Annotated in this window: 32 protein-coding genes and 2 pseudogenes; 10 read left to right on the top strand and 24 right to left on the bottom strand. The window is 54.7% G+C overall.

All coding sequences use genetic code 11. The features are described from left to right. Positions 1–86: 86 nt before the first annotated feature. Complete coding sequence (locus M1E93_RS19910) at positions 87–398, bottom strand: hypothetical protein (protein ID WP_000338945.1); 312 nt, start codon at positions 396–398, stop codon at positions 87–89. A 306-nt stretch (positions 399–704) separates the two neighbouring features. Between M1E93_RS19910 and sul2 the strand changes: the two genes are divergently transcribed. The 4 genes from sul2 (at position 705) to M1E93_RS19890 (ending at position 3768) form a co-directional block, all read left to right on the top strand. Next, complete coding sequence (sul2, locus tag M1E93_RS19905; RefSeq protein WP_001043260.1) at positions 705–1520, top strand: sulfonamide-resistant dihydropteroate synthase Sul2; 816 nt, start codon at positions 705–707, stop codon at positions 1518–1520. 60 nt (positions 1521–1580) lie between these two features. Continuing rightward, positions 1581–2384, top strand: coding sequence for an aminoglycoside O-phosphotransferase APH(3'')-Ib (aph(3'')-Ib, locus tag M1E93_RS19900; protein ID WP_001082319.1), 804 nt, complete (start codon positions 1581–1583; stop codon positions 2382–2384). Next, positions 2384–3220 (top strand): aminoglycoside O-phosphotransferase APH(6)-Id, encoded by an 837-nt coding sequence (locus M1E93_RS19895; RefSeq protein ID WP_000480968.1) that lies wholly within the window; start codon positions 2384–2386, stop codon positions 3218–3220. The genes aph(3'')-Ib and M1E93_RS19895 overlap by 1 nt, the downstream gene beginning before the upstream one ends. A gap of 305 nt (positions 3221–3525) precedes the next feature. Then, positions 3526–3768, top strand: a complete 243-nt coding sequence (locus tag M1E93_RS19890) for a transposase (protein ID WP_000844627.1) — start codon at positions 3526–3528, stop codon at positions 3766–3768. Positions 3769–3799: 31 nt separating this feature from the next. On the opposite strand, the gene tetR(A) is transcribed toward M1E93_RS19890, so the two are convergent. Further along, positions 3800–4450, bottom strand: coding sequence for a tetracycline resistance transcriptional repressor TetR(A) (gene tetR(A) / locus M1E93_RS19885; protein ID WP_001493764.1), 651 nt, complete (start codon positions 4448–4450; stop codon positions 3800–3802). 105 nt (positions 4451–4555) lie between these two features. On the opposite strand from tetR(A), the gene tet(A) reads away from it, so the two are divergent. Then, positions 4556–5755 (top strand): tetracycline efflux MFS transporter Tet(A), encoded by a 1200-nt coding sequence (gene tet(A) / locus M1E93_RS19880; RefSeq protein WP_032153701.1) that lies wholly within the window; start codon positions 4556–4558, stop codon positions 5753–5755. Here tet(A) and M1E93_RS19875 read toward each other — a convergent pair. The 5 genes and pseudogenes from M1E93_RS19875 to M1E93_RS19855 all read right to left on the bottom strand — a co-directional run. Then, positions 5701–5910, bottom strand: a pseudogene (locus M1E93_RS19875) (IS91 family transposase); the annotation flags it as partial. The gene tet(A) and the pseudogene M1E93_RS19875 sit on opposite strands and share 55 nt — an antisense overlap. A gap of 210 nt (positions 5911–6120) precedes the next feature. Beyond that, positions 6121–6345, bottom strand: coding sequence for a hypothetical protein (locus tag M1E93_RS19870; protein WP_000743213.1), 225 nt, complete (start codon positions 6343–6345; stop codon positions 6121–6123). Further along, a complete protein-coding gene (locus M1E93_RS19865; protein ID WP_001366550.1) occupies positions 6342–7079 on the bottom strand; it encodes a recombinase family protein in 738 nt (245 codons plus the stop codon). The genes M1E93_RS19870 and M1E93_RS19865 overlap by 4 nt, the downstream gene beginning before the upstream one ends. A gap of 485 nt (positions 7080–7564) precedes the next feature. Further along, on the bottom strand, positions 7565–7705 hold the full coding sequence (locus M1E93_RS19860) for a hypothetical protein (protein WP_001044210.1): 141 nt from the start codon (positions 7703–7705) through the stop codon (positions 7565–7567). A 5-nt stretch (positions 7706–7710) separates the two neighbouring features. Next, positions 7711–8415, bottom strand: coding sequence for an IS6-like element IS26 family transposase (locus tag M1E93_RS19855; RefSeq protein WP_001067855.1), 705 nt, complete (start codon positions 8413–8415; stop codon positions 7711–7713). Between the two features lie 306 nt (positions 8416–8721). Here M1E93_RS19855 and M1E93_RS19850 point away from each other — a divergent pair. Then, positions 8722–8901: pseudogene (locus tag M1E93_RS19850) on the top strand (ArsR/SmtB family transcription factor); the annotation flags it as partial. Positions 8902–8965: 64 nt separating this feature from the next. Continuing rightward, the gene (locus M1E93_RS19845; RefSeq protein WP_001067855.1) at positions 8966–9670 is read left to right on the top strand and encodes an IS6-like element IS26 family transposase; all 705 of its coding nucleotides are present in this window, start codon (positions 8966–8968) and stop codon (positions 9668–9670) included. A 214-nt stretch (positions 9671–9884) separates the two neighbouring features. Here the strand turns inward: M1E93_RS19845 and M1E93_RS19840 are convergent, their stop codons facing one another. Both M1E93_RS19840 and M1E93_RS19835 read right to left on the bottom strand, forming a co-directional pair. Then, on the bottom strand, positions 9885–10382 hold the full coding sequence (locus M1E93_RS19840) for a hypothetical protein (RefSeq protein WP_000062185.1): 498 nt from the start codon (positions 10380–10382) through the stop codon (positions 9885–9887). 2 nt (positions 10383–10384) lie between these two features. After that, complete coding sequence (locus tag M1E93_RS19835; protein ID WP_001273096.1) at positions 10385–10873, bottom strand: DUF1643 domain-containing protein; 489 nt, start codon at positions 10871–10873, stop codon at positions 10385–10387. 96 nt (positions 10874–10969) lie between these two features. Between M1E93_RS19835 and M1E93_RS19830 the strand changes: the two genes are divergently transcribed. Next, the gene (locus tag M1E93_RS19830; protein WP_000683476.1) at positions 10970–11305 is read left to right on the top strand and encodes a hypothetical protein; all 336 of its coding nucleotides are present in this window, start codon (positions 10970–10972) and stop codon (positions 11303–11305) included. Positions 11306–11319: 14 nt separating this feature from the next. Here the strand turns inward: M1E93_RS19830 and M1E93_RS19825 are convergent, their stop codons facing one another. The 4 genes from M1E93_RS19825 to M1E93_RS19810 all read right to left on the bottom strand — a co-directional run bounded on the left by M1E93_RS19825 (position 11320) and on the right by M1E93_RS19810 (position 13248). Further along, the gene (locus M1E93_RS19825; protein ID WP_001281821.1) at positions 11320–11790 is read right to left on the bottom strand and encodes a hypothetical protein; all 471 of its coding nucleotides are present in this window, start codon (positions 11788–11790) and stop codon (positions 11320–11322) included. Continuing rightward, on the bottom strand, positions 11783–12154 hold the full coding sequence (locus M1E93_RS19820) for a hypothetical protein (protein WP_000516916.1): 372 nt from the start codon (positions 12152–12154) through the stop codon (positions 11783–11785). Before M1E93_RS19820 ends, M1E93_RS19825 begins: the two co-directional genes overlap by 8 nt. A gap of 10 nt (positions 12155–12164) precedes the next feature. Beyond that, entirely contained in the window at positions 12165–12359 is a 195-nt protein-coding gene (locus M1E93_RS19815; protein ID WP_000343597.1) for a hypothetical protein, read from the bottom strand. Between the two features lie 340 nt (positions 12360–12699). Beyond that, positions 12700–13248 carry a transcriptional regulator gene (locus M1E93_RS19810; RefSeq protein ID WP_001061574.1) on the bottom strand — a complete coding sequence of 183 codons (549 nt, stop codon included), beginning with the start codon at positions 13246–13248 and terminating at the stop codon, positions 12700–12702. A 162-nt stretch (positions 13249–13410) separates the two neighbouring features. Here M1E93_RS19810 and M1E93_RS19805 point away from each other — a divergent pair, with 162 nt between their 5' ends. Next, positions 13411–13761, top strand: coding sequence for a type II toxin-antitoxin system RelE/ParE family toxin (locus M1E93_RS19805; RefSeq protein WP_000270043.1), 351 nt, complete (start codon positions 13411–13413; stop codon positions 13759–13761). 4 nt (positions 13762–13765) lie between these two features. Continuing rightward, on the top strand, positions 13766–14068 hold the full coding sequence (locus M1E93_RS19800; protein WP_000124640.1) for an XRE family transcriptional regulator: 303 nt from the start codon (positions 13766–13768) through the stop codon (positions 14066–14068). 26 nt (positions 14069–14094) lie between these two features. Here M1E93_RS19800 and M1E93_RS19795 read toward each other — a convergent pair whose 3' ends face one another. The 11 genes from M1E93_RS19795 to M1E93_RS19745 all read right to left on the bottom strand — a co-directional run bounded on the left by M1E93_RS19795 (position 14095) and on the right by M1E93_RS19745 (position 19337). Next, positions 14095–14388: a chromosome segregation protein ParM gene (locus tag M1E93_RS19795; RefSeq protein ID WP_001239997.1), complete on the bottom strand. Its 294-nt coding sequence runs from the start codon at positions 14386–14388 to the stop codon at positions 14095–14097. Positions 14389–14475: 87 nt separating this feature from the next. Beyond that, entirely contained in the window at positions 14476–14748 is a 273-nt protein-coding gene (locus tag M1E93_RS19790; RefSeq protein WP_001043047.1) for an HU family DNA-binding protein, read from the bottom strand. Positions 14749–14805: 57 nt separating this feature from the next. Next, positions 14806–15333 carry a thermonuclease family protein gene (locus M1E93_RS19785; RefSeq protein WP_001236377.1) on the bottom strand — a complete coding sequence of 176 codons (528 nt, stop codon included), beginning with the start codon at positions 15331–15333 and terminating at the stop codon, positions 14806–14808. A 16-nt stretch (positions 15334–15349) separates the two neighbouring features. Continuing rightward, positions 15350–15496: a hypothetical protein gene (locus tag M1E93_RS19780; protein WP_014342196.1), complete on the bottom strand. Its 147-nt coding sequence runs from the start codon at positions 15494–15496 to the stop codon at positions 15350–15352. Positions 15497–15563: 67 nt separating this feature from the next. After that, complete coding sequence (locus M1E93_RS19775; protein ID WP_001167032.1) at positions 15564–16421, bottom strand: hypothetical protein; 858 nt, start codon at positions 16419–16421, stop codon at positions 15564–15566. Then, a complete protein-coding gene (locus tag M1E93_RS19770) occupies positions 16408–16638 on the bottom strand; it encodes a hypothetical protein (protein ID WP_000972663.1) in 231 nt (76 codons plus the stop codon). The genes M1E93_RS19775 and M1E93_RS19770 overlap by 14 nt, the downstream gene beginning before the upstream one ends. Continuing rightward, entirely contained in the window at positions 16638–17156 is a 519-nt protein-coding gene (locus M1E93_RS19765) for a nitrite reductase (RefSeq protein ID WP_000210756.1), read from the bottom strand. Before M1E93_RS19765 ends, M1E93_RS19770 begins: the two co-directional genes overlap by 1 nt. Further along, a complete protein-coding gene (locus M1E93_RS19760) occupies positions 17153–17599 on the bottom strand; it encodes a Fe3+-siderophore ABC transporter permease (RefSeq protein WP_000919345.1) in 447 nt (148 codons plus the stop codon). The genes M1E93_RS19765 and M1E93_RS19760 overlap by 4 nt, the downstream gene beginning before the upstream one ends. After that, complete coding sequence (locus tag M1E93_RS19755) at positions 17599–17958, bottom strand: hypothetical protein (protein ID WP_000422768.1); 360 nt, start codon at positions 17956–17958, stop codon at positions 17599–17601. Before M1E93_RS19755 ends, M1E93_RS19760 begins: the two co-directional genes overlap by 1 nt. Before the next feature lie 56 nt (positions 17959–18014). Next, a complete protein-coding gene (locus tag M1E93_RS19750; RefSeq protein WP_000591074.1) occupies positions 18015–18443 on the bottom strand; it encodes a hypothetical protein in 429 nt (142 codons plus the stop codon). Positions 18444–18476: 33 nt separating this feature from the next. Continuing rightward, positions 18477–19337 carry a DsbA family protein gene (locus M1E93_RS19745; RefSeq protein WP_000139698.1) on the bottom strand — a complete coding sequence of 287 codons (861 nt, stop codon included), beginning with the start codon at positions 19335–19337 and terminating at the stop codon, positions 18477–18479. Positions 19338–19346 lie beyond the last annotated feature (9 nt).

Raw genomic sequence — 19346 nt, 5'->3', positions numbered from 1 at the left:
CTGCAATATCTAATTATGGTTCTGTTAAAACAAACTTTAAACAAAAAAACGGCCATGAAGGCCGCTTATTGACAAGGTTTGTGCTGTCAGCGCAATTGATTTGCTGCTCCAAGCCCATTCGCCAATAACTGCATCGCATCGTTGAACAGCGCGGAGCCCCGTTCCGGTGTGAGCAATTCCGGCATATCTTCTCGCGGCCAAGTACCGGCTACTTGAATGAGCAAACTGGCAGCCCAGTGGATCTGCTTTTCTTCACTTTCATCGGCCAGAGTGCATACGACGGGGAAACCGTACTTACGCCCCCAGCGACTCACCTCTTTGAACGATACCAGCTCAGGCTTTTGCAAATCCCGGCTGTAGGCCTCAGCTATCATGTGGTTCAGTTCTTTAGCGTCCATTTATCCCACTCTATTGTAAACAAGACATTTTTATCTTTTATATTCAATGGGTTATTTTCCTGCTAATTGGTAATACCATGAAAAATACCATGCTCAGAAAAGGCTTAACAATATTTTGAAAAATTGCCTACTGAGCGCTGCCGCACAGCTCCATAGGCCGCTTTCCTGGCTTTGCTTCCAGATGTATGCTATTCTGCTCCTGCAGCTAATGGATCACCGCAAACAGGTTACTCGCCTGGGGATTCCCTTTCGACCCGAGCATCCGTATGAGACTCATGCTCGATTATTATTATTATAGAAGCCCCCATGAATAAATCGCTCATCATTTTCGGCATCGTCAACATAACCTCGGACAGTTTCTCCGATGGAGGCCGGTATCTGGCGCCAGACGCAGCCATTGCGCAGGCGCGTAAGCTGATGGCCGAGGGGGCAGATGTGATCGACCTCGGTCCGGCATCCAGCAATCCCGACGCCGCGCCTGTTTCGTCCGACACAGAAATCGCGCGTATCGCGCCGGTGCTGGACGCGCTCAAGGCAGATGGCATTCCCGTCTCGCTCGACAGTTATCAACCCGCGACGCAAGCCTATGCCTTGTCGCGTGGTGTGGCCTATCTCAATGATATTCGCGGTTTTCCAGACGCTGCGTTCTATCCGCAATTGGCGAAATCATCTGCCAAACTCGTCGTTATGCATTCGGTGCAAGACGGGCAGGCAGATCGGCGCGAGGCACCCGCTGGCGACATCATGGATCACATTGCGGCGTTCTTTGACGCGCGCATCGCGGCGCTGACGGGTGCCGGTATCAAACGCAACCGCCTTGTCCTTGATCCCGGCATGGGGTTTTTTCTGGGGGCTGCTCCCGAAACCTCGCTCTCGGTGCTGGCGCGGTTCGATGAATTGCGGCTGCGCTTCGATTTGCCGGTGCTTCTGTCTGTTTCGCGCAAATCCTTTCTGCGCGCGCTCACAGGCCGTGGTCCGGGGGATGTCGGGGCCGCGACACTCGCTGCAGAGCTTGCCGCCGCCGCAGGTGGAGCTGACTTCATCCGCACACACGAGCCGCGCCCCTTGCGCGACGGGCTGGCGGTATTGGCGGCGCTGAAAGAAACCGCAAGAATTCGTTAACTGCACATTCGGGATATTTCTCTATATTCGCGCTTCATCAGAAAACTGAAGGAACCTCCATTGAATCGAACTAATATTTTTTTTGGTGAATCGCATTCTGACTGGTTGCCTGTCAGAGGCGGAGAATCTGGTGATTTTGTTTTTCGACGTGGTGACGGGCATGCCTTCGCGAAAATCGCACCTGCTTCCCGCCGCGGTGAGCTCGCTGGAGAGCGTGACCGCCTCATTTGGCTCAAAGGTCGAGGTGTGGCTTGCCCCGAGGTCATCAACTGGCAGGAGGAACAGGAGGGTGCATGCTTGGTGATAACGGCAATTCCGGGAGTACCGGCGGCTGATCTGTCTGGAGCGGATTTGCTCAAAGCGTGGCCGTCAATGGGGCAGCAACTTGGCGCTGTTCACAGCCTATCGGTTGATCAATGTCCGTTTGAGCGCAGGCTGTCGCGAATGTTCGGACGCGCCGTTGATGTGGTGTCCCGCAATGCCGTCAATCCCGACTTCTTACCGGACGAGGACAAGAGTACGCCGCAGCTCGATCTTTTGGCTCGTGTCGAACGAGAGCTACCGGTGCGGCTCGACCAAGAGCGCACCGATATGGTTGTTTGCCATGGTGATCCCTGCATGCCGAACTTCATGGTGGACCCTAAAACTCTTCAATGCACGGGTCTGATCGACCTTGGGCGGCTCGGAACAGCAGATCGCTATGCCGATTTGGCACTCATGATTGCTAACGCCGAAGAGAACTGGGCAGCGCCAGATGAAGCAGAGCGCGCCTTCGCTGTCCTATTCAATGTATTGGGGATCGAAGCCCCCGACCGCGAACGCCTTGCCTTCTATCTGCGATTGGACCCTCTGACTTGGGGTTGATGTTCATGCCGCCTGTTTTTCCTGCTCATTGGCACGTTTCGCAACCTGTTCTCATTGCGGACACCTTTTCCAGCCTCGTTTGGAAAGTTTCATTGCCAGACGGGACTCCTGCAATCGTCAAGGGATTGAAACCTATAGAAGACATTGCTGATGAACTGCGCGGGGCCGACTATCTGGTATGGCGCAATGGGAGGGGAGCAGTCCGGTTGCTCGGTCGTGAGAACAATCTGATGTTGCTCGAATATGCCGGGGAGCGAATGCTCTCTCACATCGTTGCCGAGCACGGCGACTACCAGGCGACCGAAATTGCAGCGGAACTAATGGCGAAGCTGTATGCCGCATCTGAGGAACCCCTGCCTTCTGCCCTTCTCCCGATCCGGGATCGCTTTGCAGCTTTGTTTCAGCGGGCGCGCGATGATCAAAACGCAGGTTGTCAAACTGACTACGTCCACGCGGCGATTATAGCCGATCAAATGATGAGCAATGCCTCGGAACTGCGTGGGCTACATGGCGATCTGCATCATGAAAACATCATGTTCTCCAGTCGCGGCTGGCTGGTGATAGATCCCGTCGGTCTGGTCGGTGAAGTGGGCTTTGGCGCCGCCAATATGTTCTACGATCCGGCTGACAGAGACGACCTTTGTCTCGATCCTAGACGCATTGCACAGATGGCGGACGCATTCTCTCGTGCGCTGGACGTCGATCCGCGTCGCCTGCTCGACCAGGCGTACGCTTATGGGTGCCTTTCCGCAGCTTGGAACGCGGATGGAGAAGAGGAGCAACGCGATCTAGCTATCGCGGCCGCGATCAAGCAGGTGCGACAGACGTCATACTAGATATCAAGCGACTTCTCCTATCCCCTGGGAACACATCAATCTCACCGGAGAATATCGCTGGCCAAAGCCTTAGCGTAGGATTCCGCCCCTTCCCGCAAACGACCCCTGGAAGCCCCGTAGCGACGCGGAGAGGGGCGAGACAAGCCAAGGGCGCAGGCTCGATGCGCAGCACGACATAGCCGGTTCTCGCAAGGACGAGAATTTCCCTGCGGTGCCCCTCAAGTGTCAATGAAAGTTTCCAACGCGAGCCATTCGCGAGAGCCTTGAGTCCACGCTAGATCTATCTCATCTGCGCAAGGCAGAACGTGAAGACGGCCGCCCTGGACCTCGCCCGCGAGCGCCAGGCGCACGAGGCCGGCGCGCGGACCCGCGCCACGGCCCACGAGCGGACGCCGCAGCAGGAGCGCCAGAAGGCCGCCAGAGAGGCCGAGCGCGGCCGTGAGGCTTGGACGCTAGGGCAGGGCATGAAAAAGCCCGTAGCGGGCTGCTACGGGCGTCTGACGCGGTGGAAAGGGGGAGGGGATGTTGTCTACATGGCTCTGCTGTAGTGAGTGGGTTGCGCTCCGGCAGCGGTCCTGATCAATCGTCACCCTTTCTCGGTCCTTCAACGTTCCTGACAACGAGCCTCCTTTTCGCCAATCCATCGACAATCACCGCGAGTCCCTGCTCGAACGCTGCGTCCGGATCGGCTTCGTCGAAGGCGTCTATCGCGGCCCGCAACAGCGGCGAGAGCGGAGCCTGTTCAACGGTGCCGCCGCGCTCGCCGGCATCGCTGTCGCCGGCCTGCTCCTCAAGCACGGCCCCAACAGTGAAGTAGCTGATTGTCATCAGCGCATTGACGGCGTCCCCGGCCGAAAAACCCGCCTCGCAGAGGAAGCGAAGCTGCGCGTCGGCCGTTTCCATCTGCGGTGCGCCCGGTCGCGTGCCGGCATGGATGCGCGCGCCATCGCGGTAGGCGAGCAGCGCCTGCCTGAAGCTGCGGGCATTCCCGATCAGAAATGAGCGCCAGTCGTCGTCGGCTCTCGGCACCGAATGCGTATGATTCTCCGCCAGCATGGCTTCGGCCAGTGCGTCGAGCAGCGCCCGCTTGTTCCTGAAGTGCCAGTAAAGCGCCGGCTGCTGAACCCCCAACCGTTCCGCCAGTTTGCGTGTCGTCAGACCGTCTACGCCGACCTCGTTCAACAGGTCCAGGGCGGCACGGATCACTGTATTCGGCTGCAACTTTGTCATGCTTGACACTTTATCACTGATAAACATAATATGTCCACCAACTTATCAGTGATAAAGAATCCGCGCGTTCAATCGGACCAGCGGAGGCTGGTCCGGAGGCCAGACGTGAAACCCAACAGACCCCTGATCGTAATTCTGAGCACTGTCGCGCTCGACGCTGTCGGCATCGGCCTGATTATGCCGGTGCTGCCGGGCCTCCTGCGCGATCTGGTTCACTCGAACGACGTCACCGCCCACTATGGCATTCTGCTGGCGCTGTATGCGTTGATGCAATTTGCCTGCGCACCTGTGCTGGGCGCGCTGTCGGATCGTTTCGGGCGGCGGCCGGTCTTGCTCGTCTCGCTGGCCGGCGCTGCTGTCGACTACGCCATCATGGCGACGACGCCTTTCCTTTGGGTTCTCTATATCGGGCGGATCGTGGCCGGCATCACCGGGGCGACTGGGGCGGTAGCCGGCGCTTATATTGCCGATATCACTGATGGCGATGAGCGCGCGCGGCACTTCGGCTTCATGAGCGCCTGTTTCGGGTTCGGGATGGTCGCGGGACCTGTGCTCGGTGGGCTGATGGGCGGTTTCTCCCCCCACGCTCCGTTCTTCGCCGCGGCAGCCTTGAACGGCCTCAATTTCCTGACGGGCTGTTTCCTTTTGCCGGAGTCGCACAAAGGCGAACGCCGGCCGTTACGCCGGGAGGCTCTCAACCCGCTCGCTTCGTTCCGGTGGGCCCGGGGCATGACCGTCGTCGCCGCCCTGATGGCGGTCTTCTTCATCATGCAACTTGTCGGACAGGTGCCGGCCGCGCTTTGGGTCATTTTCGGCGAGGATCGCTTTCACTGGGACGCGACCACGATCGGCATTTCGCTTGCCGCATTTGGCATTCTGCATTCACTCGCCCAGGCAATGATCACCGGCCCTGTAGCCGCCCGGCTCGGCGAAAGGCGGGCACTCATGCTCGGAATGATTGCCGACGGCACAGGCTACATCCTGCTTGCCTTCGCGACACGGGGATGGATGGCGTTCCCGATCATGGTCCTGCTTGCTTCGGGTGGCATCGGAATGCCGGCGCTGCAAGCAATGTTGTCCAGGCAGGTGGATGAGGAACGTCAGGGGCAGCTGCAAGGCTCACTGGCGGCGCTCACCAGCCTGACCTCGATCGTCGGACCCCTCCTCTTCACGGCGATCTATGCGGCTTCTATAACAACGTGGAACGGGTGGGCATGGATTGCAGGCGCTGCCCTCTACTTGCTCTGCCTGCCGGCGCTGCGTCGCGGGCTTTGGAGAAATTCTTCAAATTCCCGTTGCACATAGCCCGGCAATTCCTTTCCCTGCTCTGCCATAAGCGCAGCGAATGCCGGGTAATACTCGTCAACGATCTGATAGAGAAGGGTTTGCTCGGGTCGGTGGCTCTGGTAACGACCAGTATCCCGATCCCGGCTGGCCGTCCTGGCCGCCACATGAGGCATGTTCCGCGTCCTTGCAATACTGTGTTTACATACAGTCTATCGCTTAGCGGAAAGTTCTTTTACCCTCAGCCGAAATGCCTGCCGTTGCTAGACATTGCCAGCCAGTGCCCGTCACTCCCACTCGATTGTAAACAAGCACACAAAACCCTTTAGTGACAACAATTTGCAAGAACTATCAGGCTCAGTGCCATGAAAAATACCATGACCAGATCATGAGGTTGAACACGGCTTGCGCCGGCAGCGTTCACGCTCCTGGTCGGCGATCTCGCCCGGCTGCAATGCTAGCTCAGCATCGGTCATGCGCTCCAGCACGTCGCGTAGGCGGATGGTGCAAGGAATGGGCGGCAGCTCGAACTCATAGCCGCCGGCGATCATTTCGGCCGCAATCTCCTCGGTGATGAAAAACGGCTCGTCGTCTTGGTTCGGCTTCTTCATGCCCTTTCCTCCTGGCGCTCATCCTGGCCGACAGCGGCCAGGGCATCGGCTTCCGTCAATGCGTCCTCCACGAACGCGCCGTGCTGCTTCGCTTCGGCCTGGCTGACCTCGGCCCATATCCGTTTCACCTGGGCCGCACTGTACCCGGCCAGCTCGGCGGTCTTGTTGATGCTGTAGCCGGACTTGCGCAGCGCGACAACTTGGGCGCGGCGCTTCGGATCAGCACGGCGGCCCTTGTACCGCCCGGCCTGGCGGGCCAACTCAATGCCTTGGCGCTGGCGTTCGCGCCTGTCCTCGTAGTCGTCGCGGGCCATCTGCAAGGCCAGGCGAAAAAGCATGATCTGCACGGCTTCCAGCACGATCTTGGCGACGCCCTGGGCCTCGGCCGCCAGGTCGGATAGATCGACCACGCCAGGGACGGCCAGGCGTGCGCCTTTGGCCTGTATCGAGGCCACCAGGCGCTCGGCCTCGGGCAAAGGTAGGCGGCTGATGCGGTCGATCTTCTCGGCAATGACCACCTCGCCGGGCTGTAGGTCGCCGATCATGCGCAGCAGCTCAGGCCGGTCGGCGCGTGCGCCGGATGCCTTCTCACGGTAGATGCCGGCGACGTAGTAGCCGGCGGCCTTCGCGGCCGTAGTGATCGCCTCTTGGCGTTCCAAGTCCTGCGCGTCGGTGCTGACGCGCAGATAGACCCGCGCCACCATCGGCGCGGCTACTGGCTTCGTCCTGCGCATACTTGCGGGCTCCTTTGGGCATACGCAAAGTGTCCGGTCATGCTACCCCCGGCCAAAAAGGCCGTCATGCGATTTATCTTGGCCGGGTCGTTATTGGCGGGTCTAAATGGCCGCTCCGTGGATCTCATCGCCAGAAATGGCGATGCGAGATCCAGGGCAGGGCGGCCGCCATCGTCAGACCTGGCGATGGTCGACGCCGGCGCGCATCGTCGGATGTGGCGATGCGAGCTCGAGGTCGGTGGCCACCGCCGGCGACCTGGTGCCATCGTCGGCAATGGCGATGCTGCAGCTCGACGTGCGCGGCCTGGTCGTCTCGGCATCGTCGGATGCGGCGATGCTCGAGCGAGGCGAAAAAAAACCGCCTCGGGGTGTCCGAGGCGGCAAGTCTGCATGCGGTTCAGGGAGGAAGAAACCGCGCCGGCGATCAGGGAGGAAAACCGCGCGGCCTGATGTGCAGCTCGGCCACTTTAGCCGGATTTTTCGACTTATCCGATGCGAGCGGCCCGCCGTGGGCGCTGCTCGATCTGCTGTTGCTTTTTCTCGACGTGCTTCTGCTCCTGGTGCTGCTGCTCGTCGCGCGGCACTGTTGCAAAGTTAGCGATGAGGCAGCCTTTTGTCTTATTCAAAGGCCTTACATTTCAAAAACTCTGCTTACCAGGCGCATTTCGCCCAGGGGATCACCATAATAAAATGCTGAGGCCTGGCCTTTGCGTAGTGCACGCATCACCTCAATACCTTTGATGGTGGCGTAAGCCGTCTTCATGGATTTAAATCCCAGCGTGGCGCCGATTATCCGTTTCAGTTTGCCATGATCGCATTCAATCACGTTGTTCCGGTACTTAATCTGTCGGTGTTCAACGTCAGACGGGCACCGGCCTTCGCGTTTGAGCAGAGCAAGCGCGCGACCATAGGCGGGCGCTTTATCCGTGTTGATGAATCGCGGGATCTGCCACTTCTTCACGTTGTTGAGGATTTTACCCAGAAACCGGTATGCAGCTTTGCTGTTACGACGGGAGGAGAGATAAAAATCGACAGTGCGGCCCCGGCTGTCGACGGCCCGGTACAGATACGCCCAGCGGCCATTGACCTTCACGTAGGTTTCATCCATGTGCCACGGGCAAAGATCGGAAGGGTTACGCCAGTACCAGCGCAGCCGTTTTTCCATTTCAGGCGCATAACGCTGAACCCAGCGGTAAATCGTGGAGTGATCGACATTCACTCCGCGTTCAGCCAGCATCTCCTGCAGCTCACGGTAACTGATGCCGTATTTGCAGTACCAGCGTACGGCCCACAGAATGATGTCACGCTGAAAATGCCGGCCTTTGAATGGGTTCATGTGCAGCTCCATCAGCAAAAGGGGATGATAAGTTTATCACCACCGACTATTTGCAACAGTGCCCGAAAAACCACGTTAAGAAAGCAACCTTCTGAAAAGGCGACGTTTATCAGTTTTTTTTCCGGCCATAAAGGGGGCGGAAATTATTCCCTGCACGGGTATTCGCAAGGATTTCGGTAGTGCTCTGGCTCTGCCCCCCATAACCTGGCGGACAGAGCATGATTGGGAAAGCGGTACCCTCACGGCAGAAACGATTGACGCAGGCTATATTTCTATTATTCTGGAAATATAGATAAAGGAGGTATTATGGATTTAAACACTGCTGCAAACGCACTTCGAGAACTGGGCCACCCGACACGTCTCAGCATATACCGGGAGCTGGTCAGGGCGGGTCATGAAGGCCTGCCGGTTGGCGAACTGCAGAAGCACCTTGAGATTCCTGCCTCCACGCTCAGCCATCATCTTTCAGCGCTGATATCCGCTGGACGGCACTGTTGCAAATAGTCGGTGGTGATAAACTTATCATCCCCTTTTGCTGATGGAGCTGCACATGAACCCATTCAAAGGCCGGCATTTTCAGCGTGACATCATTCTGTGGGCCGTACGCTGGTACTGCAAATACGGCATCAGTTACCGTGAGCTGCAGGAGATGCTGGCTGAACGCGGAGTGAATGTCGATCACTCCACGATTTACCGCTGGGTTCAGCGTTATGCGCCTGAAATGGAAAAACGGCTGCGCTGGTACTGGCGTAACCCTTCCGATCTTTGCCCGTGGCACATGGATGAAACCTACGTGAAGGTCAATGGCCGCTGGGCGTATCTGTACCGGGCCGTCGACAGCCGGGGCCGCACTGTCGATTTTTATCTCTCCTCCCGTCGTAACAGCAAAGCTGCATACCGGTTTCTGGGTAAAATCCTCAACAACGTGAAGAAGTGGCAGATCCCGCGATTCATCAACACGGATAAAGCGCCCGCCTATGGTCGCGCGCTTGCTCTGCTCAAACGCGAAGGCCGGTGCCCGTCTGACGTTGAACACCGACAGATTAAGTACCGGAACAACGTGATTGAATGCGATCATGGCAAACTGAAACGGATAATCGGCGCCACGCTGGGATTTAAATCCATGAAGACGGCTTACGCCACCATCAAAGGTATTGAGGTGATGCGTGCACTACGCAAAGGCCAGGCCTCAGCATTTTATTATGGTGATCCCCTGGGCGAAATGCGCCTGGTAAGCAGAGTTTTTGAAATGTAAGGCCTTTGAATAAGACAAAAGGCTGCCTCATCGCTAACTTTGCAACAGTGCCTTTTCAACACAAGCGTGATCATCGGTGCATCCGCACCCTATACATTTAGCAGTGAGCATAAGCGCCTCCCCAAGTAAATTAACAACATCATAGTATCATTATGTGATGCTGTAAATATTAAAAAGAAAGCGGCCATAGCCGCCCTTCCGAAGTAATTTTCCTTTAGTGGTTGTCTTGGCCCTGTTTCCAAGCGACGAATGCCTGCACTAGCGGTACGCCATCATCACTCAAGGCATTCCCTTCTATCCATCCGCCTCGTATGACGACAGACTGCCCTGATTCCAAGCCAAAAGGTTCCCACTCAGAAGCCACCGGGGAACCGTCCACCAGCAGGTCGAGATCTTCAATCCATTTATCCCGGCCATCCAGAGTTTTCCAAACTGAGTCATCGACCCAAAAGGCCTTGATTTGTTCTGGTGTGGCATTGGTCCAATCGTTGTCTTTCCCGTCAGCAAGTGAAAGTACAGAGTCAACCGTTTGCTGCCAGTTCGGCCAATCTTCTTCGACAACAACGCAAGTAAGCGAGCTCTTGCCATTTGCTCTGCGGCCATCATCAACCTTCCGGATCAGCCTTTCCAGTGTCGCCAGCTCCTCATCGCAGAGCACGGCCTGTGCATCGCTTATCTTTGCCACGAAGTAACGTGCTTCAAGCATCGACATAATTATTTTCCTCCCCAGGGCACAAGTTTTGTCGAATATCCAAGCATTAGTGGGTGCTTCGGGTCCCCCGAACCAGTCACGCCAAATGCCAATACCGGCTTCCCAGATGCAACGAGCTGCTCTAAAAGCCTGTCCAAATGAACATGCAAAGACTTAGGCAGCTTAGTTCGGCTCCCCCAGCAGGGCACCAAGACATCAGCATCCCGAATAATCCTTTCCAAGTGGATTTCATTTTCAGGCCCGACAGGATCAACCGCCGTAGCCAGCTCTCGAACGTCGGTCGCCCGAAAAGCAAAAGCATTACCGACTATGAATCGCCTCCCTCCGTTGACCTTGGTAAACCCTATCCACTTTCTGACCGTGTGATCGTCCTCGGTGGCCGTGGCCGTAGAGCCGTTTACACCAAAATAACCGAACACAAGGCCTTCGGGTTGCACATCCCTTTCCAGACGGTATCTGTACATGCCGCACTTGCTGATAATTGCACTCAAAGTGTCACCTCTTTTTGAATGAAAAATGCCCTTTCACAGTTGCATTTTTTAATGCTGTGATAGGATAAAAGTGTAAGTTGAAAAGGAGAGATGACCATGAAACATGTACTGAATATCGCGCTGATGGCTGTTGTTATTCTTGGCCTGGCTATGCTTGAGGCCACCAACTGGGGTTACGCAGTGCTGGCTATCCCGGCAGTGATTTGGGCCAAGTCGGTGCTCAACCTTCTGCACAAACTGCCGGTTCTGGCTGCTGCTTTTTGGATTCTGGTTGCTGTTTTCGCGTGGCAAGCGGCACTTGTTGGTATCCTGTTCTATGGCGTACTTGCGACCCCTAAAGCGCCAGCAAACACCAATGGCAAGAAAAGCCGAAAAGCCAATCTGATGGGCACTTACAGCTACGACTTTAAAACCGGCGAATGCTTTAGCTAAGACTGGCTCCACGGTTATTTCTCCTCAGCCTTCCTGATGGGCGCTCTCAGCGCTCTCAGGACAGCTTCTTCAAGAGCTGCGGCCCCTGCCCTATCACGTCGCTTTGTTAATGCCCCATATTGCTTCCTGATGGGTAGCATCAGCTCTTCGAGTTCATTGCGCTTCCTATCGTCGGCTTCAAGTTTCTCGCTTCGCGCCAAGGCTTCGGCTTGCTCGCTTTTTGCTTGCCACTCTATCTTGTCGCCTTGCACTTCCCATGCTTTAACGTAATGAGCATCATCCAGACCTTTTGCTCCGTTGTCCGAAAACGAGGCCCCTGAGTAAATGCCACCGACAACCCAGCGCCTTTTGCTTTTTCCCTTTGAGAAATACATCTCACGGCCTAAAACACCATCGCGCAAAGTGGCTACCGAGATAAATAGCCCAGCGTCCCCTTTCCTAAAGCCGCAGAACACAAACTCAAGCGGTTCGTATAAATCACTCATGCTGATCACTCCGAAGAACAGACAAGACCTTCTCAGCTCGCTCCTGGAGGTCTATGAGTTCGGCAGCATCATTACCGCTCAATGACATGTCCCCGCCATAGAGGCGATACTCAACGCTGTCCATCGCCTGGCGAAGCAATCCTAGAAGAGCATTCACGTTTGCCGGTGTTGATAGGGCGACGGCTTCACCTTTCAGCTCACGTCCATTAAATTCCGACCACTCGGCTATGCCTGTCAGTTCGCAACAATTTGAGCAGGACATACTGGCAACATTCTGGGGATCGTCTGGACAGTGTTCATTGATGACAAAGTTCATCTCGTCACTGCCGCACTTTCCACAAATGATGTGTACTTTTTTGCCCATGCTGCTGCCCTTAGTGGAGAGTCTGCTCTTCCACAACAATCATCCCGTCAACCAAGCTGATTGTGGCGGGACCGCAGTTACCCAGCACCTCAGCTTTGACTCCGTTGTTCAACGCGACATAAAGCCGTCTCGCCCCGTTGGTGACGCGGATGCCTTTCTGGTCGAGTTGTTCAAGCATTTCTTCGTAGGTAATTTTTTCGTCCATCAGTTCTCCTCAGCAAGGATCTCGTCGATGAGGTTCTTTGCTATCAATCTGGCATCCAAAGGGACAGCCAGGCTGTCAATTCTGCCTCTTTCATGGGCAACAATGAGTTGCGCCTTCCAAGCTATCCCGGAAAGAGAAGCATCAGGTTCTTTACCTGAGCTTCTCATACATCTTGCGTTTCGGTACGCCGCCAGCCACTCAGGTCTGGTTGAGTTATAACGCCCAAGGCCAGCTTTTCGTTGGAAGCACATTCATCGCGCACCTTTACAGATTCATTTTATGATACTGTAAACAATAAAAAGACACCTTGCAAGACTTTCACATGTGAAAGTTTTCTGGTTTACATCTGCTCGCTTGGATCAAACCCCAAAGCCTTGCACACGTCATCCAGGTCATCGAGCGTGAAGAATCCCAGCGTCAGTTCCCCGGAGCGCTTCGCGGGGTTATAGCGAACTTTGATAGGCCTACCCGTAGCATCGCTCATCAGGGTCTCCAGGCGCTTAATGTCTGCATCCCTGTCCACTTCTTTGCCCTTCGCTATCGCCTCAAATTTATGAACCGGTGTCCTGGTATGCAGGAGATCCCTCAGGAGCTTTTCTCTCTTGCTGAAAGGTAACTTAGCCACGGCCCTCACATGCCCCAGGGTGATCTTGCGTGGATTTCTGAGCCAGAGTGTTAGCTCTTCCTCCGATAGCGTACCGGCGCGTTTCAGGTGTGTAACCGTATAGACCTTCTCAATACCCAGATCCTCTCTGATCTGACTGTTTGAACGCCCCTCTCCGCTTAGGAACGCGACCACATAGGCCTTTTCTGCATCAGTCATGCCTGGATGCTGGTGGTAGTAGTCAATGGCTTCTCTTGCATCGAGCAGTAGGGGTAGGTTGTTCATTCAGGACACCTTTTAGTCACATGACTATATCGAGGCTTATTCTACCCCCTATTTTAGTCACATGACTACTTACTGACATTTCGGCCCCCATCGCCGCCGATTTTTCTTGATTATAGGTTTGAATCTATATAGGATTGCACCTATATTAAGTAAGGAGAAATCATGTGGGTCATCGAGACAACCGACACCTTTGATGAGTGGTTCGATGCTCTGGATGATACCGATAGAGCAAACGTGCTGGCTTCGATGATGGTGCTGCGAGATAGAGGCCCCATGCTGTCGAGGCCATACGCGGATACTGTTAACGGTTCATCCTACAGCAACATGAAAGAGCTTCGGGTCCAAAGCAAAGGAGATCCTATCAGAGCGTTCTTTGCGTTCGATCCAAAGCGTAAGGGGATTCTTCTCTGCGCCGGTAACAAGACCGGGGACGAGAAAAGGTTTTATGAAGTAATGATCCCAATTGCAGACCGTGAGTTTGCGGCGCACTTGGATAAATTGAAGAAGGAGTGACGTTATGGCAAGAACTCTTGACCAAATGCTGGCAACAGAAAAGCCTGAGGTTGTTGCCAAAGCACAGAAAGCGGCCACTGAGATGTTACTGAACATCCACTTGGCAGAGCTTCGTGATCGCATGAACCTTACCCAGGGGGAAATTGCTGCATCTCTGGGTGTGAGACAGCCGACAGTCTCCGAGATGGAAAAACCTGGACGAGATCTCAAGCTGTCGTCCATTAAGCGGTACGTTGAGGCCTCCGGTGGCAAGCTACGCCTCGATGTTGAACTTCCGGACGGCACCCACTACGGCTTTGCCGTTTAACTCGATACGCCCCGTTATGGGGCGTATTACTTCTCTTGCTCTTCTTCCAGCCGTTTTCGGTATATCTCTCCTGCACGTTCCCTGCCATCGTCGGTCAGCCTAAAGGCCAGCTTTAGAGAAGCATTCCGGTACTTGTTCAACAGGCCGTTCTCCACCAGCGTGTGGCATGACGTTCGGAAGTTCGTTCCATGAATACCGCTCTGGCGAGCTGAATTGATCATCTCCAGTATTTTTACACCTGGTACAGGCTCGGCTTTTCCACCGGCCTCAATTGCGTATAGAATGAACAAAACGTCTTTTTGAGTTGACGACAATCTCATCCCTTCCCCTTATTCATGTCTGATATGAATAAGGCTCCCACGAAGGAGCCTTATGTAAACCTTATTCATGTGTCACATGATTAAGATCTAGTTCACGGAGTCTTTCAACCCCTTACCAGCTTTGAACCCAGGAATGTTGGCCGCCGCGATCTGGATGTTCTCTCCAGTCTGGGGATTCCGCCCGGTTCGCGCTGCGCGTTCCTTAACGTGGAAAGTACCAAACCCAGTGAGCGCTACTGTCCCACCCGCTTTAAGCTCCTCTGTCACTGAGTTGATCAGCGCATTTACCGCAGCTTCGGCCTTTGCTTTGCTAATGTCAGCGTCTTCGGCCACTTTCATAATCAGTTCACTTTTGTTCATCGTTATTCCTGTTTGTTTTCTTGGTTACTGTTTACACCTGCATACTCTGGGGTGTGGTTAGTGCTTTCTTCGCCACTCCCAAGGGGGAGTTCTCTCCGATTCCGGTAATGCCCAGAGACCTCGCTTATCGGCTTTGGCTTCGGCCTCCAGCTTGAACAGCTCCGGTGTTTTGGCGTACTGCCGGTACACCCACGCACTCCCAGAACGGACCATTTCGGCATTGACCCATTTGCCATCGACATAAAGGTTGGCGACCAGACGGCCATAACGGTCTTTGTCGATTTGCTCGACTTTAATCATTCGACCAAACACCAGATCGGACAACGCCTGTTTCGCCTTTGAGCCGTAGGGTTGTTTCTTCTCTGGGGTGTCGATTTCCGCCAGCCTTACCCGGTACTGGATTTTGCCGCTCCGGCAATCTTTCCCGGAGTCACAGCTTTGTTCAGTCAGGACCTTGACCGTATCACCGTCAGACACCCCCACAACCTTCGCAGTAAAGGTTTCTGCCCATACCTGAGGGGCCACCACCAGCATGGCTACCAGGAACGCTGAAACCCCCGTATTTTTCACAAAACCTAACCTCATAATCACTCCATCCAAATTACTTTTTTTTCCCAGCCGGTAGAGCCTTGGCCCAACAGAGCCTTGTTTCATCCACCTTGCTGTCTACGATTCGACAGGCATCCCAGTTAAGAGATGACCAGTGAGCAATGGCAGAGGCCAACCAGTACCACGGTGCCGTAAACACCGGCTGGCCCCCTTCCTTCGTTTTAAATACCTGGTATCGCATGTTGATCCTCCTGTTTGGGTGAGGCTTAGGCCTCGTAATAGAAATTTTTTGTGTCCGGATAGGGTTTAAAGCAATGAGCCGTGGCTCTCCCCAGGGAAAGCACTGAAGCCTCAGCTTCCGGCGCTTCCTCAGTGTCTTCACGAAATTCCCCGCCAAGTTGCTTCACCCATTCGGCAGCGAGCTGCACACCTTCATCAAAGGGAACTTTGTTCTTTTGAAGCACATCCAGATAGGAAAGCAGCAAGCAGTGAGGCGTAATGACGGCGGTGTTCCAATCGGTTGCGAGCCGTGTTTCGTCCATATCTGCATACCAGGCATCAACCTGATGTTTCAATCCGATCTCGGCCATCATGCCGTGCTTACCGGCGACCTTTCTGCCTTCCTCTACCACATCAACCGGGGCGTCCCAGTAGAGGACTCCCCCGTCCGCTTCTTGGGTCGCACAGGTTGCACCTTGCGGCCAATGCCTCCGTTCCATAACGAGCTCGCAGAGCGTTTGGTTGCCTACAGGAGCCTTGTAGTCCTCATCGAGATTCACCACGATGGTTTCCGGCTCCTGTTCAACCGGTGGCAGGTATCTGGCGACCAGAGGCATTGTCAAAATCACAGCCCCATCCATGTGAAAGGATGTTGGAGCCTTCACTATTCGGTCCATTACCCAGCACCAAGCATGAAGCAACCGATCCTCTACCTTGTCGTCAGCCTCAATCTCTTGAACGAACTGGTTGAAACGAACCTGACTATCCAGAAACAGGCCTGTGCTCTGACACTTATCGCTGATCGTATGAATGAGCTCCGCCTGCTCCAGAAGCATTTCTCGGGTGACTTCCTCCACATCACCAAATGCGTCAAACAACTTTGTCATGTAGTCACGAATTTGCATGTTCTTCCCCCTCGGCATCGAATTGCTTTGCAAGCTCAGGATCACCGGCCCAGCGAAGGGCGTCTCCCATATGCGTGAAAGCGCGTTTATTGTTATCCTGCTTATTCACCCTGACCGGCGTCTTTTGGTCACGAGGCTGTAGTAGCCAGTACCCGGCCTCTTCCCTGATTAGTTCTGCGGCCACCAGAAAGCCGTTCTTCGTTGCAATGATCATCATCAGCTCCCGTGGTTAAGCCAGTAGGCATAGATAGTGATGGCAAGGCCTCCCGCGAGCACAATGACTGCGGCGGTACGCTGGACCCACTTCGATGCACCAAACCGCGCCAGGTGTCTCCCCAGGAACTGGAAAGGTGCTGTCTTTCCGATAGCGCGAATCACCCAGGAGATTGCCAACAGAAGGATGGCTGTGGCCGGGTATATACCAACCCCTAAGAGATTCATCTCTCCGACCGCGAGCTGATAGATGAATGCCAACAGCATGGCTACCGCAGTCAATACAGCTACAACCTTGGTCCCGTTTCGCCAGTCCCACGCTCGACGTGCGTCACTGGTAAAACTCACCATCGAGACAAGGAACGGCATAAATGGCAGGTTCATGCTGGTGGGTTTATCCATGAATGCGTCAAGACCCACAAACATGGCCGTCATCACCACATAGAACAACAGGGCGGGGACAAGCATGTCGCGTAAAGACCGAACCTGGTTGGCGTTCGCGTTTTGAGTATTCGTCGTCATTGTGTTTGCCCCTTCAACATTCCCCATAGCTGACGGTGAAGATCAGCGATTACCTTGTACGTCCCCTTCACTGCTGGTTGCTCAAGGGTCTTGAGCATCCACAAAGCAATAAACAGGCTGGAAAGCAGTGCCACCACCAACTGGATGTTGTGGCTACTCAAATAGACGGCATAGCCGTTTAGGCAGGCACTCAATAGCAACCAGACCCTGGCCGTCATCAGCCCCCAGCGGTGATAGGTCACGAGCAGGTAGGCTGTTACGACAGAACAGAGTGTCATGGCACCAGAAGTGGCTAGGTAAACGACCCATGTACTGGCCTCGCCAGTGACGTAAGTGCCACCAACGGAGAAGGACAAGCCAAAGATCCAAATTGCTGCATTCCGGAGTAGGGCATCAACAATGATGTAACTAGCAGCGAGATTGATAATTCCGCGTTTTAGCATTACCCCCTCCCGTTATTCTGATACCTGCCCAGCTCAGCCCTGAGCCTATTAATTTCTTCCGTGGCTTCGGCCAACTGCTCCCGATACTTCTTGAACTGCTGATATGAATGCCAGGACTGTCCTTTCGATACTGACTTCGTGATGGCGGCGACCTCATCCGGCGTCAACCGGGTGAGCTGCTCTTCCGGATAGATCAGGATGGTGTTGCTGTCCCAGTCAAAGCCTGCGTGAATAGCTTTCACCCCCACTGTAGGGGTTCCACCAATCCCACCTGGCTGGTGGATGACAAGCCTCAAAGGCGCTGAGGCCTTGTGTGGATGAAGGCTATCGAGAGCCTCTTTTGCTTCTTGTAACTCCATAGATTCACCTCATAGTGAAATCAGGCCCCGGAGAGCCTGACTTTCACATGTGAAAGTTAATTTGCCTTCTGCTGTCTGGCAGAAACCCTCAAGGCCAGCGCCTTTTGCATGTCGGGCTGCTGGAAACGCACCTTGGTCCGATCAGGCCAACTGTCCATTTCATTGCACCGCAGGGTGTCTATGGCCGCATCACGGTAAACCTGATAGAAGTCGGTTCCACCTATGGAGTTAATTGCCATCATGGCGGCAAACATCGGGTTACTGTTCATGACGCTTGTAAGAGTCTCGGGGGTCATTGGGGTGTCGCATGACTTGTTGAGGGCAACCAGCAGGTCATTACCAACCAGGGCACAGGCAGCGCATACCTGTTTGGTATCATCCAAGGCCTTCGCGTATTCGTTGTTTGGCTGAGGGACGCTTGAGCAAGCCGACAGGACAAGCAGCCCCGCCAGAAGGCATCCCAATTTAGTTGTAATCTTGATCATCAGTTCTCACTCCACTTTCACATGTGAAAGTTTTTATTGGTTCGCGGAGTCGTCTTGTTGCGACTCAATCATCATTTTTCGCATCACGGCCATGATGGCTTGCGCCGGTTGAGCGCCGCCGAGAAGCTGGCTCTTGCCGGTATGGTTGTCCACTACAAAAGTGGCTGGTGTCCCGTTGACGCCATAGCTCTTGGCTTTCTGGATGTCAGCTTCAACCTTGTCTTCGTACTTTCCTGAGCCGAGGCACTCCCGGAACGCATCCAGATCAGCACCAACACCAGTGACAACAGAGGCCAGGTCAGCAACACCGCCACCATTCCCCTGGGTATGGTGGAAAATGTCGTTAACGAAGACCCAGAAGCCACGGTTGCCCTTCTGCTCAGCAATACATTCAGCGGCCAGAGCTTCCTTGTGAGCTGCCGGGTTATGGAAATCGAGAGGCATGTGCTTCCACTGCCAATTCACATTGCCTTTGCTGGCATCCACAATTTGTTTGGGTGTGTCGTGGAATCGCTTGCAGAATGGGCACTCCATATCGGAGAACTCCACCAGCGTGAACCGAGCACCAAGGTCCCCGTAGATGTGTTTGCCTTCTTCGACCTTCTCAGGTGCTGCCTCGAACTGGGCATACTTCTGATCGATGTCGGCTTGTTGTTTCTGCGCGACAAACTTGTTGATGCTTTCGGCCACAGCAGCTTCAAACTCTGCCTTGCTTTTGAAGGTGACGCCTTCGGCATCCTTCACCTGGTTGACCGTAGACTTCACGTTGGCGATCTCTTGCGCCAGATCCTTCTCTTTCACGAACTGGTAGATCCCGAACCCGGTTCCTACGAGCCCCAAAAGAATGGCGGCAACAACCCCGAGACGTAGTGATTTGGTACTTTGTTCTGTCATATCAAACTG

It is taken from the genome of Providencia sp. PROV272 (assembly GCF_049901975.1).
GTDB lineage: Bacteria > Pseudomonadota > Gammaproteobacteria > Enterobacterales > Enterobacteriaceae > Providencia > Providencia stuartii.
This window is presented reverse-complemented; position numbering and strand designations above follow the sequence as displayed.

Bases quoted from the DNA above. Each gene is read 5' to 3' on its own strand.
- M1E93_RS19910 (WP_000338945.1), bottom strand. From the start codon at position 398: ATGGACGCTAAAGAACTGAACCACATGATAGCTGAGGCCTACAGCCGG.
- sul2 (WP_001043260.1), top strand. From the start codon at position 705: ATGAATAAATCGCTCATCATTTTCGGCATCGTCAACATAACCTCGGAC.
- M1E93_RS19895 (WP_000480968.1), top strand. From the start codon at position 2,384: ATGTTCATGCCGCCTGTTTTTCCTGCTCATTGGCACGTTTCGCAACCT.
- M1E93_RS19870 (WP_000743213.1), bottom strand. From the start codon at position 6,345: ATGAAGAAGCCGAACCAAGACGACGAGCCGTTTTTCATCACCGAGGAG.
- M1E93_RS19865 (WP_001366550.1), bottom strand. From the start codon at position 7,079: ATGCGCAGGACGAAGCCAGTAGCCGCGCCGATGGTGGCGCGGGTCTAT.
- M1E93_RS19855 (WP_001067855.1), bottom strand. From the start codon at position 8,415: ATGAACCCATTCAAAGGCCGGCATTTTCAGCGTGACATCATTCTGTGG.
- M1E93_RS19845 (WP_001067855.1), top strand. From the start codon at position 8,966: ATGAACCCATTCAAAGGCCGGCATTTTCAGCGTGACATCATTCTGTGG.
- M1E93_RS19840 (WP_000062185.1), bottom strand. From the start codon at position 10,382: ATGTCGATGCTTGAAGCACGTTACTTCGTGGCAAAGATAAGCGATGCA.
- M1E93_RS19830 (WP_000683476.1), top strand. From the start codon at position 10,970: ATGAAACATGTACTGAATATCGCGCTGATGGCTGTTGTTATTCTTGGC.
- M1E93_RS19825 (WP_001281821.1), bottom strand. From the start codon at position 11,790: ATGAGTGATTTATACGAACCGCTTGAGTTTGTGTTCTGCGGCTTTAGG.
- M1E93_RS19820 (WP_000516916.1), bottom strand. From the start codon at position 12,154: ATGGGCAAAAAAGTACACATCATTTGTGGAAAGTGCGGCAGTGACGAG.
- M1E93_RS19815 (WP_000343597.1), bottom strand. From the start codon at position 12,359: ATGGACGAAAAAATTACCTACGAAGAAATGCTTGAACAACTCGACCAG.
- M1E93_RS19810 (WP_001061574.1), bottom strand. From the start codon at position 13,248: ATGAACAACCTACCCCTACTGCTCGATGCAAGAGAAGCCATTGACTAC.
- M1E93_RS19805 (WP_000270043.1), top strand. From the start codon at position 13,411: ATGTGGGTCATCGAGACAACCGACACCTTTGATGAGTGGTTCGATGCT.
- M1E93_RS19800 (WP_000124640.1), top strand. From the start codon at position 13,766: ATGGCAAGAACTCTTGACCAAATGCTGGCAACAGAAAAGCCTGAGGTT.
- M1E93_RS19795 (WP_001239997.1), bottom strand. From the start codon at position 14,388: ATGAGATTGTCGTCAACTCAAAAAGACGTTTTGTTCATTCTATACGCA.
- M1E93_RS19790 (WP_001043047.1), bottom strand. From the start codon at position 14,748: ATGAACAAAAGTGAACTGATTATGAAAGTGGCCGAAGACGCTGACATT.
- M1E93_RS19785 (WP_001236377.1), bottom strand. From the start codon at position 15,333: ATGAGGTTAGGTTTTGTGAAAAATACGGGGGTTTCAGCGTTCCTGGTA.
- M1E93_RS19775 (WP_001167032.1), bottom strand. From the start codon at position 16,421: ATGCAAATTCGTGACTACATGACAAAGTTGTTTGACGCATTTGGTGAT.
- M1E93_RS19770 (WP_000972663.1), bottom strand. From the start codon at position 16,638: ATGATGATCATTGCAACGAAGAACGGCTTTCTGGTGGCCGCAGAACTA.
- M1E93_RS19765 (WP_000210756.1), bottom strand. From the start codon at position 17,156: ATGACGACGAATACTCAAAACGCGAACGCCAACCAGGTTCGGTCTTTA.
- M1E93_RS19760 (WP_000919345.1), bottom strand. From the start codon at position 17,599: ATGCTAAAACGCGGAATTATCAATCTCGCTGCTAGTTACATCATTGTT.
- M1E93_RS19755 (WP_000422768.1), bottom strand. From the start codon at position 17,958: ATGGAGTTACAAGAAGCAAAAGAGGCTCTCGATAGCCTTCATCCACAC.
- M1E93_RS19750 (WP_000591074.1), bottom strand. From the start codon at position 18,443: ATGATCAAGATTACAACTAAATTGGGATGCCTTCTGGCGGGGCTGCTT.
- M1E93_RS19745 (WP_000139698.1), bottom strand. From the start codon at position 19,337: ATGACAGAACAAAGTACCAAATCACTACGTCTCGGGGTTGTTGCCGCC.